Source organism: Enterobacter hormaechei subsp. xiangfangensis, assembly GCF_001729785.1.
Classification (GTDB): Bacteria; Pseudomonadota; Gammaproteobacteria; order Enterobacterales; family Enterobacteriaceae; genus Enterobacter; species Enterobacter hormaechei_C.
On sequence record NZ_CP017183.1, the window covers coordinates 3,562,942 to 3,577,213 of the forward strand.

General features: G+C 57.7%; 13 protein-coding genes. 2 read left to right on the forward strand and 11 right to left on the reverse strand.

Translation table 11 applies throughout. From position 1 onward, the window contains the following. Positions 1-54: 54 nt before the first annotated feature. Genes BFV63_RS16955 through BFV63_RS16970 form a run of 4 tightly spaced genes read right to left on the reverse strand, consistent with a single transcriptional unit; the run spans position 55 to position 4,028 of the window. On the reverse strand, positions 55-1,053 hold the full coding sequence (locus BFV63_RS16955) for a transketolase family protein (RefSeq protein WP_022651706.1): 999 nt from the start codon (positions 1,051-1,053) through the stop codon (positions 55-57). Beyond that, positions 1,053-1,898 carry a transketolase gene (locus BFV63_RS16960; protein WP_022651707.1) on the reverse strand — a complete coding sequence of 282 codons (846 nt, stop codon included), beginning with the start codon at positions 1,896-1,898 and terminating at the stop codon, positions 1,053-1,055. The genes BFV63_RS16955 and BFV63_RS16960 overlap by 1 nt, the downstream gene beginning before the upstream one ends. Positions 1,899-1,910: 12 nt before the next feature. Further along, the gene (locus tag BFV63_RS16965; protein WP_003862216.1) at positions 1,911-2,660 is read right to left on the reverse strand and encodes an SDR family NAD(P)-dependent oxidoreductase; all 750 of its coding nucleotides are present in this window, start codon (positions 2,658-2,660) and stop codon (positions 1,911-1,913) included. A gap of 36 nt (positions 2,661-2,696) precedes the next feature. Then, a complete protein-coding gene (locus BFV63_RS16970; protein ID WP_023323645.1) occupies positions 2,697-4,028 on the reverse strand; it encodes an MFS transporter in 1,332 nt (443 codons plus the stop codon). Positions 4,029-4,243: 215 nt separating this feature from the next. Between BFV63_RS16970 and BFV63_RS16975 the strand changes: the two genes are divergently transcribed. After that, positions 4,244-5,164 carry a LysR substrate-binding domain-containing protein gene (locus BFV63_RS16975; RefSeq protein ID WP_003862214.1) on the forward strand — a complete coding sequence of 307 codons (921 nt, stop codon included), beginning with the start codon at positions 4,244-4,246 and terminating at the stop codon, positions 5,162-5,164. 18 nt (positions 5,165-5,182) lie between these two features. On the opposite strand, the gene BFV63_RS16980 is transcribed toward BFV63_RS16975, so the two are convergent. The 6 genes from BFV63_RS16980 to BFV63_RS17005 form a co-directional block, all read right to left on the reverse strand. Continuing rightward, positions 5,183-6,562: an amidohydrolase family protein gene (locus BFV63_RS16980; protein WP_023314699.1), complete on the reverse strand. Its 1,380-nt coding sequence runs from the start codon at positions 6,560-6,562 to the stop codon at positions 5,183-5,185. Between the two features lies 1 nt (position 6,563). Then, entirely contained in the window at positions 6,564-7,520 is a 957-nt protein-coding gene (locus tag BFV63_RS16985; protein WP_048241984.1) for a carbamate kinase family protein, read from the reverse strand. Further along, positions 7,517-9,097 carry a hypothetical protein gene (locus BFV63_RS16990; protein ID WP_045340134.1) on the reverse strand — a complete coding sequence of 527 codons (1,581 nt, stop codon included), beginning with the start codon at positions 9,095-9,097 and terminating at the stop codon, positions 7,517-7,519. The genes BFV63_RS16985 and BFV63_RS16990 overlap by 4 nt, the downstream gene beginning before the upstream one ends. A gap of 11 nt (positions 9,098-9,108) precedes the next feature. Continuing rightward, positions 9,109-10,524: a YlbE family protein gene (locus tag BFV63_RS16995; RefSeq protein WP_045346172.1), complete on the reverse strand. Its 1,416-nt coding sequence runs from the start codon at positions 10,522-10,524 to the stop codon at positions 9,109-9,111. Then, a complete protein-coding gene (gene fdrA / locus BFV63_RS17000) occupies positions 10,524-12,065 on the reverse strand; it encodes an acyl-CoA synthetase FdrA (protein ID WP_045331235.1) in 1,542 nt (513 codons plus the stop codon). Before fdrA ends, BFV63_RS16995 begins: the two co-directional genes overlap by 1 nt. Before the next feature lie 108 nt (positions 12,066-12,173). After that, a complete protein-coding gene (locus BFV63_RS17005) occupies positions 12,174-12,779 on the reverse strand; it encodes an ankyrin repeat domain-containing protein (protein WP_022651715.1) in 606 nt (201 codons plus the stop codon). A gap of 320 nt (positions 12,780-13,099) precedes the next feature. On the opposite strand from BFV63_RS17005, the gene BFV63_RS17010 reads away from it, so the two are divergent. Next, positions 13,100-14,029, forward strand: coding sequence for a LysR substrate-binding domain-containing protein (locus tag BFV63_RS17010; RefSeq protein ID WP_015571650.1), 930 nt, complete (start codon positions 13,100-13,102; stop codon positions 14,027-14,029). On the opposite strand, the gene BFV63_RS17015 is transcribed toward BFV63_RS17010, so the two are convergent. Further along, positions 14,026-14,184 (reverse strand): YqaE/Pmp3 family membrane protein, encoded by a 159-nt coding sequence (locus tag BFV63_RS17015; protein WP_003862203.1) that lies wholly within the window; start codon positions 14,182-14,184, stop codon positions 14,026-14,028. The genes BFV63_RS17010 and BFV63_RS17015 overlap by 4 nt on opposite strands. Between the last annotated feature and the right edge of the window lie 88 nt (positions 14,185-14,272).

Here is a 14,272-nt window from a genome sequence, read left to right on the forward strand (position 1 = left end):
CAGTGGCGAGGGTAAAGCACCCCTCGCCCGTTGACAACGTATCCGTCTTATAAATCACAGCCTGCGCCGGATTTTCTCCACCATGGCTGTGGTTGAGATCCCGTAGCGGTCATGGAGGGTGGGCAACGCGCCCGCATCAAGGAACGCGTCCGGCAGCGCGACGGTATCGAAATCCACGTTCACGCGGTTGCGCATCAACAGCGACGCGACGGCTTCGCACAACCCGCCTACGCTGCTGTGGTTTTCCGCCACGATGACCAGCCGTCCCGGCTTCGCAGCCTGCGCCAGGATCGTCTCTTCGTCCAGCGGCTTAATGGTGGGCGAGTGCAGCACCGCCACGCTGACGTTATCCTTACGCAGCTGCTTCGCCGCCTCCAGCGCACGCATGGTCATCAGGCCTGAGGCGACGATCAGGACATCGTTCCCCTCTTCCAGCAGCGCAGCTTTGCCAATCTTAAACTGGTAGTTGTACTGGTCCAGCACCACCGGCACCTTGCCGCGCAGCAGGCGCATATAGACAGGGCCATCGTGCGCTGCCATCGCCGGCACCGCCTGTTCGGTGTCGATTGCGTCACAGGGATCGATAATCGTCATGCCCGGAATACCGCGCATAATCGCAATATCTTCCGTCGCCTGGTGGCTCGGCCCGTAACCGGTGGTTAGCCCCGGCAGCGCCGCGCAGATCTTCACGTTCAGGTGCTCTTCAGCAATCACCTGATGGATAAAATCGTAGGCGCGGCGGGTGGCGAAGACGGCATAGGTGGTGGCGAAAGGAATAAAACCCTCTTTCGCCATGCCGCCCGCGGCCCCCATTAACAACTGCTCGGCCATGCCCATCTGAAAGAAGCGTTCCGGGTAGGCCTGAGCGAAAATATGCAGATCGGTGTACTTCGACAGATCCGCAGTCATGCCTACGACCTCCGGTCGCTGTTCCGCCAGCTTCACCAGCGCGTGGCCGAACGGTGCGGCTCGCGTCTCCTGGCCCTCTTCCGCGATAGAGGCAATCATCGCCGACGTGGTTAAACGCGGTTTTTTCTCCGTGGTCTGGCTCATTACAGCACTCCTTCAGGTTTGTTGGCATCCAGCACAGCGAGTGCCTTTTGCCACTCGTCAGCATCCACGCGAATAAAATGGTTCTTGTCACGCTTTTCGAGGAACGGCACGCCCTTGCCCATCAGCGTGTCGCACAAAATGACGCGCGGCTGGTTTTCCGGGTAGCGTTTGGCGTTATCAAACGCCGTTACCAGTGAAGGGACATCGTTGCCGTTGACGCGCTGCACGTACCAGCCGAAGGAGGTCCATTTATCTTCCAGCGGCTCAAAGCCGAGGATCGCGTGCGAGTTGCCATCCGCCTGCTGGCGGTTAATGTCCACCAGCACGATCAGGTTCGACAGGCCGTGATGTGCCGCCGACATCGCAGCTTCCCAGGTTGACCCTTCGTCCAGCTCGCCGTCCGACATGGAGTTAACGACCCATGCCGCGCTCTGCTTGCGCTTCAGCCCCAGCGCCATGCCAACGCCAATGCTTAAGCCCTGCCCCAGCGAACCGCCGGAGATCTCCATGCCCGGCGTGTAGGTTGCCATGCCGGACATCGGCAGGCGGCTGTCGTCCGCGCCGTAGGTCTCCAGCTCCTCTTCAGGAACGATCCCCGCTTCAATCAGGGCGGCGTAACAGGCAATGGCGTAGTGGCCGTGAGAGAGCAAAAAACGGTCACGCCCCTCCCACTCCGGCTCGCCCGGCTTAAGGTTCATCCCGTGGGCAAACGCGGTGGCCAGCACATCGGCATAGCCCAGCGCCTGCCCGATGTAGCCCTGCCCCTGCACTTCGCCCATGCGCAGCGCGTAGCGGCGAATGCGCCAGGCCGCGGCGGCAACCTGTTGAACTGTGGTATCCGTCATCGTCGTATCTCCTTAATGGATCAGCATCCCGCCGTTCACGTCGAGCGTGATACCGGTGGAGTAAGAAGAGAGGTCGCTGCCGAGGAACAGCGCGGCGCGGGCAATATCCTGCGCGTCTCCGAGGCGGTTAAGCGGAATGCCCGCCAGAATGGACGTTTTCATCTCATCGCTCAGCTTGCCTGCGGTAATGTCCGTCTGGATAAGACCCGGCGTGATGCAGTTTACGCGCACATTGTCGGGCCCCAGCTCACGCGCCATGGCTTTTGCCAGCCCCAGCACACCCGCTTTTGCAGCGCTGTAGTGTGGACCGCCAAAGATGCCGCCGCCGCGCTGGGCCGATACCGATGAAATGCAGACGATGCTGCCCGACTTTTGCGCGCGCATAGTGGGAATAACCGCCTGGGACATTAGCAGCGTGCCGCGCAGGCTGACGTCAAGCACCGCATCGTAATTTTCGCGTTTGATATCCATCAGCTTGATCGGCTGAGTTATGCCGGCGTTATTCACCAGAATATCGATGCGCCCGTATTTCCCCAGCACCTGCTCAATGGCGGCATTAACCTGTAATTCATTGCTGACGTTCGCCGCAAGGCCCAGATGTTCGTCGCCAAGGCTCGCGGCGGCAGCCCGGCTGGCTTCAGCGTTTAAATCGATAATCACCACTTTCGCACCCTGTTCAGCATATAATTTCGCCGTAGCGAAACCCAAACCGCGTACGGAAGCCGCGCCGGTAATAACGGCGACTTTATTTTTCAGTAGCATACATTTACTCCATTAGGACAAGAGAGATTTAATGTTTTATTTCGGCTCTTCCAGCAGCATAATCATTATTAAGCCAATGGCTGCGCAAATACCGAAATAAATAAACACGGAATTAAAACTACCTGTTTTATCCAGCAGATAACCTGCCAGCATCGGGGAAACAAATCCGCCGAGATTACCGCCGCTATTGATAATGGACGCGGCAATCGGATAGGTTTTACTGTCCGCAACAGCCATTCCATAAGCCGTAAAAGCGGGCCAGCCGATATTCAGACAGAGGCCGACAAAAAATAACCCGACGCAAACCGCGACGGTGCTTTGCGGAATATTCAGCATAATAACCATCATTAAAACGGTGCTGATGGCGGTAAACATCATGGTCGGTTTACGTCGGCGGCCGAGCAGTTTGTCGGAGACGTAGCCGCCAAAAATCGCACCGATAAATCCACCGATGCACGGCATGCTGGCGACCAGCCCCATGCTCATAAACGTAAAGCCTTTCTCTTTCACCAGATAGAGCGGGATCCACGTCAACAGTCCGTACAGCACGCTGACCATCATAAAATAGGCCAGGCAGTCGCCGAGAATATTCTTCGAGGTAAACAGCCCTTTTACCGTGCTTACCGGGGCTAATTCCCGCACGCGGATCAGCCGATCGAGGCGTGCAAAGCCTGGTGAAATCACGATATTTTCCCGTCTGGCGTCCGGGGTCTCCTGACCGGCGGTAATGGTCTCCAGCTCCGCTTTCGAGACGAATGCGCTCTCGGACGGCCTGGTGCGTACCAGCAGATACCACAGGACGGCAATGACCAGGCCTGGGATCGCAAAGGAGAAGAAGACCCAGCGCCAGCCCCAGGTCATGGCGATCCACACTGCCAGCGGCGGCACGAGGATGGGCGCGAACATGGTGGCGGCGATGTAGACGCCCGTGGCCGTGGCCTTCTCCTTTGGCGGAAACCAGTTATTGATGGTGGAGGCCAGCCCGACCGGGCACGGCCCCTCTGTTAACCCCAGCCCCAGGCGGATACACTTCAGGCCCAGAACCGAGGTTGCGGTGCCCATCAGCCAGGTAAAGGCAGAGAAGCCGAATATCGACAGTGCCACCATGCCGCGAATTCCCTTTTTGGCAATAAAAAAGCCCGCAGGAATTTGGCTCAGGGCGTATCCCAAAAAAAACATGCTGGCGATGGCACCGGCTTCGAAATTATTGATATGAAATTCGTCAATGATAAACGGCAGTACTGCACCAATATTTGTTCGGTCAGCATAGTTAATGGCATAAACAATAAAAATTAATGCCAGCACAACGAAACGGTAATTGGTTTTTTTAGTCTTTATGTAGGGGACAGCTTGTTCTATACGAGACATAACTTACCTCATTATTCGAACACCGTGAGTCGTTTTATTATTGCGTTCAACGTCAATATATCGGCTCACCCATGAAACGCCATTCAATAAAGCTCATTTATTGCTGAGATAAATTTGATTCGCGATACAGCTCAAAAAAATAACATCGGGATAAGATTGCCCGCTCGCAGTCTCAATGTTATGTTTTTTATCAATTATCGTGTAAGGAGTAGGCCATGTCCGCGCAGGATCGCCAGACGTTATCGCTGCCCTCGCTCAGAAATTTGCAGGCGTTTATCGCCGTTGCTAACGCCCTGAGCATCCATCAGGCGGCGGAACAGCTCAACGTCACGCCTTCGGCGGTAAGCCACCAGATCGCGTCGCTGGAATCGTGGCTGGGCAAGAAATTATTTATCCGCAGCGGCAAAGGGGTTCAACTCACCCCGACGGGAGAACAATATCTGCGGGAGGTCTCGGCGGCGATGAGCGCCATCGGGCGCGCCACCGATCAAATCGTGAAAGAAAAAGACAATGCTGTGCTTCGCGTGCACTCTTCCCCCACCTTCGGGCTGTCCTGGCTGTTGCGCCGTCTGGGCAGATTCCGCGCCGAATATCCTGATATCACCATCAATCTCACCTGCTCCTATGAGAACCTACAGTTCGCCAGAGATAATATCGACATTGATATCCGTCACGGTATTCCGGACTGGGACGCCTACCGGGTGATGACCATTAAAAACGACACGCTGGTGGTATTGGCCTCGCCGGACTATGCAGAAGAGCATCCCATCAGCACGCCCGCCGATCTGCTGCAACAGTCGCTTATCTCGTCCACCAGCACTCTGGTGAACTGGGAGAAATGGTTCGCCTGGCACAATATCGACAGGCCCTGGCTTAATTTCAGCCTCAGCTTCGACCGCTCCTACATGAGCTTTGAAGCGGCGCGCATGGGGCTTGGGTTTATTCTGGAGAGCAAAATGATGGCTACCGATCACCTGAAGGATGGCTCGCTGGTGCAGGTGCTGCCTGATGAAATGGGTATCGCCATCAACGCGCACCATCTGGTGATGCCGCACATGAACGAACGCGCGTGGAAGATCCAGCAGTTCGTCGAGTGGATTGACCGTGAGTTGCGATTGTCGGGGTATCACCTGTAGCGATACCCCAACGTGGCGTCAGGCGACCGTGCCCCAGACCAGATTCCCCTTGTGGAACGTCGCGGTGCGCGGAGAAATGCGCGCCACCGCCTCGGCGGAACAGGAGGCGTCAACCAGCACAAAGCTGGCGTCGTCCTGCGCTTTAGGCCACACGCGCTCACCTTTGTCGTTCAGCGGCAGCACGTCGCCGGTGGCGATGCCCAGCGCCCGCGAAAGCGTCTGCTCGTTCGGGCGAATATAGAGCTGGGCGTAGAGGTTGGCTTTCTCCAGCATGTCCCCCAGACCGTACGGCGACCAGTGGTCGATCACGCTGTCGGTTCCGGTCATGACAAACACGCCTTTATCACGTAACTGCTTCAGCGGCATGTGCAGGGTGCCAATCGGCACGGTCGAGGCGATGGTTACCTGTTGTGCCGCCATGCGGGTGGCGATCTCATCCACCTGCTGTTCGTTAAGCGTGGCCAGCGCGAAGGCGTGGCTGATGGTCAGCTTCCCCTTCAGCGCCGGCGTTTTCTCCACGGTTTCCACCATGTAATTCACCGCCGCCACGCCCGCCGGGCTGGTTTCATGCAGGTGAATATCCACCCCTTTGTCGTAATCCAGCGCAATCTGGAACATAGTGTCGAGGGATTTCTCCATCGCGCCGTCGACGCTGGTTGGGTCCAGCCCGCCCACATAATGCGCCCCCGCCTGCATCGCCTCGCGCATCAGCTTTTCAGAATTCGACAGCAGCAGGCCGTGCTGCGGGAAGGCAACGATTTCGCAGTCAAAGCCTGCGCCCCGGCGCGCCAGTACCGCCTGCAAATTTTCCAGGTTTTTCAGGCCGGAAACCGGCTCTATGTTGCAGTGGCTGCGGGCGATGGTGGACCCTTTGGACTGGATCAGGTCGATCAGCTTTTCGGCGCGTTCTTGCGTGTAGGGCTGTAACTCCGGCAGCAGCTTCTGCTCCAGGCGGATCATGTCCTGAATGGTGGTGCCCGCCGGACGGTTCAGGGAGCGCCACGGGCCGCCGTAGAAGGTTTTATCCAGGTGAATGTGCATGTCGCGCATCGCCGGAAGCATCAGCTTTTTACCCGCGTCGTAGTGCGGCAGGGTCGCGTCGGCGTGGCTGCCGTTATCGCGCAGGGCGACGATTTTCCCGTCTTTGATCTCCAGCGTTTTCAGCTCGGTGCGGGTGCTTGTCGCCACGCTGCCGTCGTAGTTAAACCCGGCTTCCAGCAGCACGTTGTCGAGATAGTAATGTTTTGCGGTGATGTTCATCGGTTTACCCGTCTCGCAGGTTGCCTTTACAGAATCGGCAGCATACGCGACAGAACCCGTGGCGCCAAACAGCGCGCAGGCAGTAACCATTTTGCCGCTCTGGCTGATAAACTCGCGGCGGCTTTTATTCTCACTCATCTTATCTTCCTTCATTAATAATATGGGTACCCGTTTCACCGCGCAGCGCTGCGGGCAGGCAGTCCGGCGAGGTGATGATTACGCGCCTGCCGCCATGGCGTAAAAATTCCAGCGAAGCGACGATTTTTGGCAACATGCTGCCCGCCGGGAAGTGGCCCTCATCCATGTAGCGCGTCATCTGCGCCACGTTGACGATATCCAGCGCCTGCTGGTTCGGCTTGCCGAAGTTCACGCACACTTTCTCCACGCCGGTGGTGATCACCAGCACGTCGGCGCGGATCTCGCGCGCCAGCAGCGCGGTGGAGAGATCTTTATCGATAACCGCATCCACGCTCTGGTAATCGCCCTGTTCACTGCGCACCACGGGAATGCCTCCACCGCCCGCGCCGATGACCACAAAACCTTTCTGCGTTAGCGCCTTAATCGCATCCGCCTCGACGATGCGCAGCGGCTGGGGCGAGGCCACCACGCGGCGATAGCCCCGGCCTGAATCCTCGACAAAATGCCAGTCCGGGTGCGCGAGCTGTAGCTCGTCGCGCTGCGCCTCGCTGAAGAACGCGCCGATCGGTTTTGTCGGGTGCGTAAAGCCGGGATCGTTTTTATCCACCTCCACTTGGGTGACGACCGTGACCGCCTTTTGCTCGCCACGCGCCGCCAGGCGGTTGTTGAGCGCCTGCTGGATCAGGTAGCCGATGCCGCCCTGGGTATCCGCCACGCAGTTTGCCAGCGGGGTCAGCGGCAGCCCTTCCCGCTCGTGGGCGATTTCGGCGCGGCGCAGATCCAGCCCCACCTGCGGGCCATTGCCATGGGTGAGCACGATGTCATAGTCCGAGGCCAGCATTTCGAGCACCGACTCAGCCACCGCTTTGACCGCCTGCGCCTGATGCTCAATCGACTGGCTGGCGTTGTCTTTGATAATGCTGTTGCCGCCGATGGCGACGACCATAAGCTCTTTCATTTTGTTTCCTTTAGAAGGTGCGTTCTGGTGCCCTCACCCCGGCCCTCTCCCACAGGGAGAGGGGGATTAACAGAGGTATCCAGCACATGCTTCACCACAAACATCCCGCCCATCATCAGGTAGGCCGTGACAAACATCAGGGAACTGCCCTCGGCAAAGCCCACCACCGGGGCGTGGATCACGCCAAACAGCGCCAGCAGCGCGCCTCCTGCGGCGGCGACGGCCCCGCGCAGCGGTTTGTTGAGGATGGCGAAGATGGCGATACAGCCCCAGAGCATGCTGGCGAGCGGCGCGCCGTTGCCGAGATGCATCAGGCCTTCGTAGTAGATACCCTTGCTGTGCAACACGTCGGTGCCGATTTTCGCCGCGCTGGTCCCCGCGGCGCTCATCACGCTGTTCATCATGGTCAGCGCCCAGTTGGCGATCCACGGGAACAGGCAGATGAAGATAACGGGCACCTCCACTTTCGGGGTTTCCCTCACCACCTGGTTGGCGGTGACGACGCCGATAAACACCAGAATCGGCACGATGGCGGTCATCGGTATGATGGCGAGCATAAAGGCCCCCAGCCCGAACAGCGGCACGATGAACATGGTCACGCCGGACGCCAGGGTGTAGCCGATGCTGGCGCCCATCGCTTTCCAGCCAGGATGGCCGACGTAGACCGTGACCGGGAACGGATTGCCCATCAGGCAGCCGAGCATCGAGGCCAGACCGTTCGCCAGCATTACCTTGCGGGTCGGGTATTCATCCCCTGCCGCGTGGGCGCTTTCGATGTTCTCCAGGTCAAAGATGTAGTTCGCCAGCCCCAGCGGTACGGCGGACGCCAGATACGGCAGCGCGTGCGGCAGCCCCTGCATAAAGCTGTCCACGTGCACTTCCGGCGGGTTAAAGCCGAAGGATGACATGGACGCTTTAATGGCATCCGGGCTTTGCAGGCCGGAGATCCACGCAAGTAGAGTACCGGCAATTAACAACAGCAGGCCGGTCGGGATACGGGCGAAAATCGGCTTTTTACCGAACCAGTTAATGAAGATCAGCAGCAGGACGATAAACGATACGGTCGGCGCTTCGAACGCCTGCAACATCGGGTTCATCGCCAGCAGCAGCAGGCCAAGACCGGACAGGCACGACAGCAGCACGGTACGCGGGATCATCTTGCGAATGGTTTCCCCAAGGAAGGAACCGCCCGCGAGGATCATCGCTTCCACAAAGCACCACACCAGGCCAATCTGAATCGCGAAATCCGCATCGCCGGTTTGCTGGTAAACCGGCATTAAGACCAGGAAGGTCACGGTAAAAATCGACGGCGCGCTCGGGCCGGACGGCAACGCGGTGACGTCCGTTCGTCCGGTAGCGCGCGCCATTTGCAGGCCAAACCACGTATAGCAAAGACTCGCCACCAGCACCGCCAGCCCGAAGGCTGGCGCGATGCGTCCATAAACAATCTCCTTCGGGATGCCGACGACAAAAATGAGCAACCCCATCATGGTCAGCAAATTGGTCAGGTTGTTGGTCATCAACCCGAAATAAGCTGCCCAGTCACCTCTTTTCCACTCCAGTTTCATGTTTTTCATGGATGCATGCCTTATAAAAAGTAGCGATCGCGGAAGGTCAACAGCGCCTTTTCAAAACAGCTAAACGGCGGGTGAACGATGCCCGCCCCTATCATGCCGATGCCCGCGTCCTTATGGGCAATGGCGGTATTGATGACCGGCAGAATGCCGCTGCCCGCGACCTTCGTGATGTCGATGGCGGTCGGGATCCCCATAAAGGAGAGCAGCGGAATGGTGACGTTCGGGTTTTCGCCGAGGGTGATTTCGCGCATCTGGCGAGAAAAATCGATGGCTTCCTCCACCGTGCCGCCCACCAGTGCCACGATTGCCGGGGCCGTCGCCATCGCAAAGCCGCCGATGCCGTAGGTTTCGGTGATGGCGCTGTCGCCGATATCCAGCCCGGAGTCTTCCGGCTTATAGCCCGCGAACATCGGGCCGATCACCTGCTGCGCCGGGCCGGTGAACCACTGCCCCGGCAGGCCGGAAACGCGCAGGCCGAACTCGTAGCCGTTGCGCGCCATGGTGGTGACGACGGTGCTGTACTCAATGCCGTGGGCGGCATCCAGCGCGGCCTTACACATTGCCATCCACGTCGGACCGGAGAAATAGTCGCTGCTGGCGACAAACTCGAACACTTCACGCTGCTGCGTCACCGAATAGCCCGCCTGGATCAGCCCCGGCGTCAGCGCCTGAATAAGCAGCGTGGTGCCGGCGTTGTTGCGGTTGTGGCACTCGTCGCCCATATGCAGCGCCTGGGCCAGCATCAGGCGCAGGTCGATTTCGCCGATAATGTTCATGGCGTCGCGCAGCATCGGGCCGAGCACGTCGCGCATCCAGTTCAGACGATCGATCACGCTCTGGTCGTTGGCCCCCATGCGCAGGATCTTCGCCATCTGCTCGCTGAGGTTGGTGAAGGCGCGGTTGCCGTAAGTTTTGTTCTCAACGATGTGCATAAACATCGACGCGGAGGTGACGCCCGCCATAGAGCCCACACAGTCGTGCTCGTGGCACGGCGAGAAGGTGATGTCACCTGACGCCGCCAGCCTTGCGGCGTCCTCCAGATCCGTCGCCAGCCCTTCAAACACCAGCGCGCCGGTAACCGCGCCTTTCATCGCCCCGCACATGTTTTCCCAGGTAACTGGCGGACCGGCGTGCAGAATGGTCGTGCGGGTCATGCCCGGCACCACGTTGATGGCCTGGTCATAGCCCACCAGCACCGGATGGGACTGAATAATCCGCTCCAGGGCAATTTTGTTCGCGGCGGCAATTTTCTCCGCCAGCGGTTTTTCCGCCAGCTGGTCGAGCGCTTTAACAACCTGCATATTGCCCTGCCCCGGCGGCGTCCAGTCGAGCTGGGTCACGGGAACGTGCTGCTTTTTGAGGTCGTCGCTGAACATCGCAATGCCGACGTTAATGACGTTTAGCGGCTGGTTGAATAAAGTGGTCATTATGCTTTCTCCCCTTTGCAGACAAATTCGCGTGCCAGTAATCCGGTGTTGGTGCTGCTGCTGGCCCAGATGACGCCTGCGTCGGTCAGCAGCTGGCACTGCTGCGCCAGCGACTGCGGATCCTGATCGGTGCCGAGCACGTAGCCGAGAATTTCCAGCGGACGGTTGTCGGCGTTCGCGATCGCCTGTGCCTCTTTGATCGCCTCGATCATCACCCCCACCGGATCGTCGTGCGCGCCAAAGCCCAGCACGAAGTCCATCACGATGACGCCCACCTGCGGATCGCGCGCCTCCTGTAGCAGGCGGCTGATGCGGTTGGTCGGGTCGATCATTGGGTGTGGCTTGCCGTTGGTGAAATCATCGTCACCGAAATCAAGGAAGGTGTGGGCCTGGCTAACGCTGATATCTTTCAGACGCCTGGCCGGGTCCGGCTGGATGTTGCTGTAAACATCGTCAAACTTCTCCAGCGCGGCAAACATCGCTTCGTCGCACAGGGTGCCGCCGCAGAACAGGCCGCGAATGTATTTCTGCTGCGACGTCAGGCGGGTGCGTACCTCTTCGATCAGCGGCCAGTTGAGCGGATGTAAATCCAGGTCGTCTTTTTTAATGCCGGTAAGCAGCACCGCTTTCAGGGCCGCCTCTTTGGTGCCACGAGCAAACTGCAAACCGTCTTCATCGGCAGGCGGTTCGTTGCGGCCCAGGAAGCACACAACTACAGGCTTGCGGCAGGCGCGTGCCCGGGCCAGCACCTTCTCAGCCACCGCGGGTGCTGGCGGTTTGGAGATGAGCGCTATCACCCGAGTCGCGTCGTCCGCCTCCAGCATGTCGATGGCGTCGAGCATCATCAGGCCGCCGATCTTCTCGCTAAGATCGCGTCCGCCGGTGCCGATTAACTGCGACACGCCGCCGCCGAACTCATGAATGCGCACGCTCAGCTCCTGGCTGCCGGTACCGGAGGCGCCAACGATGCCAATCGGCCCGCGACGCACCGCGTTGGCGAAGCACAGCCCCGCGCCGTTGATAATGGCGGTGCCGCAGTCTGGCCCCATCATCAGCAGACCCTTTTCATGCGCCAGCTGCTTCAGCGCCAGCTCGTCGTCGAGCGATACGTTATCGGAGAACAGCATCACGTTAAGATCGTTTTCCAGCGCCTGACGCGCTTCCCGGGCGGCGAAGGTGCCGTTGACGGAAATCACCGCCAGGTTGCTGTCCGGACGATGGGTTTTGGCGCTGGCAATCGACGCGTAGCGTGCTTCATGGGAGCCCGTGCGCTCTTTACGCGTGAACAGCGCTTCAATGGCGGCCAGGGTTTCATCATTTGCCGCGTCGCCTTTAATCACGATCATCAGGTCGCCATTTTTCGCGTCCGCTAATTCCGGCGTTAATAGCCCGAGGTTTTTTAATACGCCTTTGTTCATTTCCGTCGCCATCGCCACAAACGCCTGCTCGACGCCCGGCAATTTATTGGCTTTGGTGGAAACCGACATTAAGGAAACCGAATCGAAATACGTATTCTTTTTTATGACGATTTTGGTTGGCATTATTTTCACCTGTTTAAGATAAAAGGGGGCCGCCGTCGTGCTAAATGCACGTCGGTAACAATGCGTTTTTTCAGTAACGGCCAGCCAGGGGAAGGCTGACCGAATGCGCTACGCGCCTGCCGCCAGCAGCAGGTCTGCGATCGCGTTGAAGCCTTTTTCCCGCGCCAGTTCGAGCGGGGTTTTGCCGTATTTATCGGTCATGTGCGGGTTCGCGCCGTGATCCAGCAGCAGCTTCACAATTTCCTGCTGCTTTGCGCCGCCGTCGTTTAATACGATGGCCTCCAGCAACGGCGTCCAGCCGACAAAATTGGTGTGGTTGACGTTGATGTCGGTTTTTTCCAGCAGCTCACGCACGATTTCAACGTGCCCTTTTTCACTGGCAGGGGTAATGCCCACGCCGCCAAAGCGCGTCAGACGGTCGAGATCCGGATCCGCCGGAAGGACAATGCGCAGCAGGGTTAAATCATTGGTCAGGCAGCTGATCAGGAAGGGGTTAAAACAGGTCTGGTCCTGTTTATCAATATCCGCCCCGGCGGCAATTAAAAATTCCACACAGGCGTAATGCTTTTTCAGGCTGGCAATAATAATGGCGGTTCTTTTCTGGCGGTTGGTTACGTTAATATCCACGCCTTTTTCCAGGCAGGCTTTTAGCGCGTCGATATTGCCCTCTTCTGCCGCCAGCAGAAATTCTGTAACCAGTGCAGTTGCAGACATATTCAGACTCCCTATGTTTCACTTCTGATGGCCTGAGAATAGCAACAGCCTGGTCATAAAAGAATCCGCTTAAAAATCATTCATCGACACGCAATTCATTGTTGAGTTAAATTCAACGGTCCGGCAGAAACGTGCGTCTGTGCAACCTTTTTCTTATGTTTTACCGCTTTTACACACTTCAGGCTGCATTATCCTTATGGCTGAAAAAGCCTTACACAGCGCGGCCCTACGTAAAAATACAGAACTGTGACCAACATCAACTATGATGTAACGCCAGTGTTAAAATATGTTCAAAACTGATGGTCACCAGGAGCCATAATATGAATTCCATCTTTACCGAAGAGAATTTGCTGGCCTTCACCACCGCGGCACGTTTTGGCAGTTTTAGCAAAGCGGCTGCCGAGCTGGGCGTAACCACCTCGGCCATCAGTTACACCATCAAACGCATGGAGACCGGCCTGGACGTGGTGCTGTTTGTACGCAACACGCGCAGCATTGAGCTGACCGAATCCGGTTTTTATTTTTATCGTAAAGCGACCGACCTGCTGAATGACTTTCATGCCATCAAGCGCGGGATTGATACCATTTCTCAGGGCATTGAGACGCGGGTGCGCATCTGCATAAATCAGCTTTTGTATACGCCACGCCATACCGCGCGTTTGCTCCAGGTGCTGAAAAAACAGTTTCCCACCTGCCAGATCACGGTGACAACCGAGGTGTATAACGGCGTCTGGGATTCCATCATTAATAATCAGGCCAATATCGCCATTGGCGCGCCGGATACGCTGCTGGACGGCGGCGGCATTGATTATACCGAGATAGGAGCGATCCGTTGGGTATTTGCCATCGCGCCCACGCATCCGCTGGCGTTCGCCCCGGAGCCCATCTCCGAAAGTCAGCTGCGTCTGTATCCCAATATCATGGTCGAGGATACCGCGCATACCATCAATAAGAAGGTGGGCTGGCTGCTTCACGGTCAGGAGGCGATTCTGGTGCCGGACTTCAACACGAAATGCCAGTGTCAGATCCTGGGGGAAGGTATTGGATTTTTACCGGAATACATGACGCGTGAGGCGGTGGAGGATGGGCTGCTGGTAACGCGGCGAATCAATAATCCGCGCCAGGATTCGCGCATGCTGCTCGCCACGCAGCATGCGGCGACCGGTCAGGTCACGCGCTGGATAAAACAGCAATTTGGCCCCGAAGGCGTGCTGACCCGGATCTACAGTGACTTACTGTGGCGTACCTAGCTCTTCGTCTGAACCCAAAATGCGTGGATAAGACCGGGGAAGTAGCCCAGGATGGTCAGAAGGATATTCAGAATAAACGCCCAGCCCAGCCCCTTGCCAAGCAGCACGCCCAGCGGCGGGAGAATAATCGTAAAAACAACGCGCCAAAAACCCATAAATAACTCCGTGCAAGCTAACCAATTGAAAATTATAAAAGACACTTCTCTAAGCGTAGCCAGTTTACGGGTAACTGCCATTCGTCTC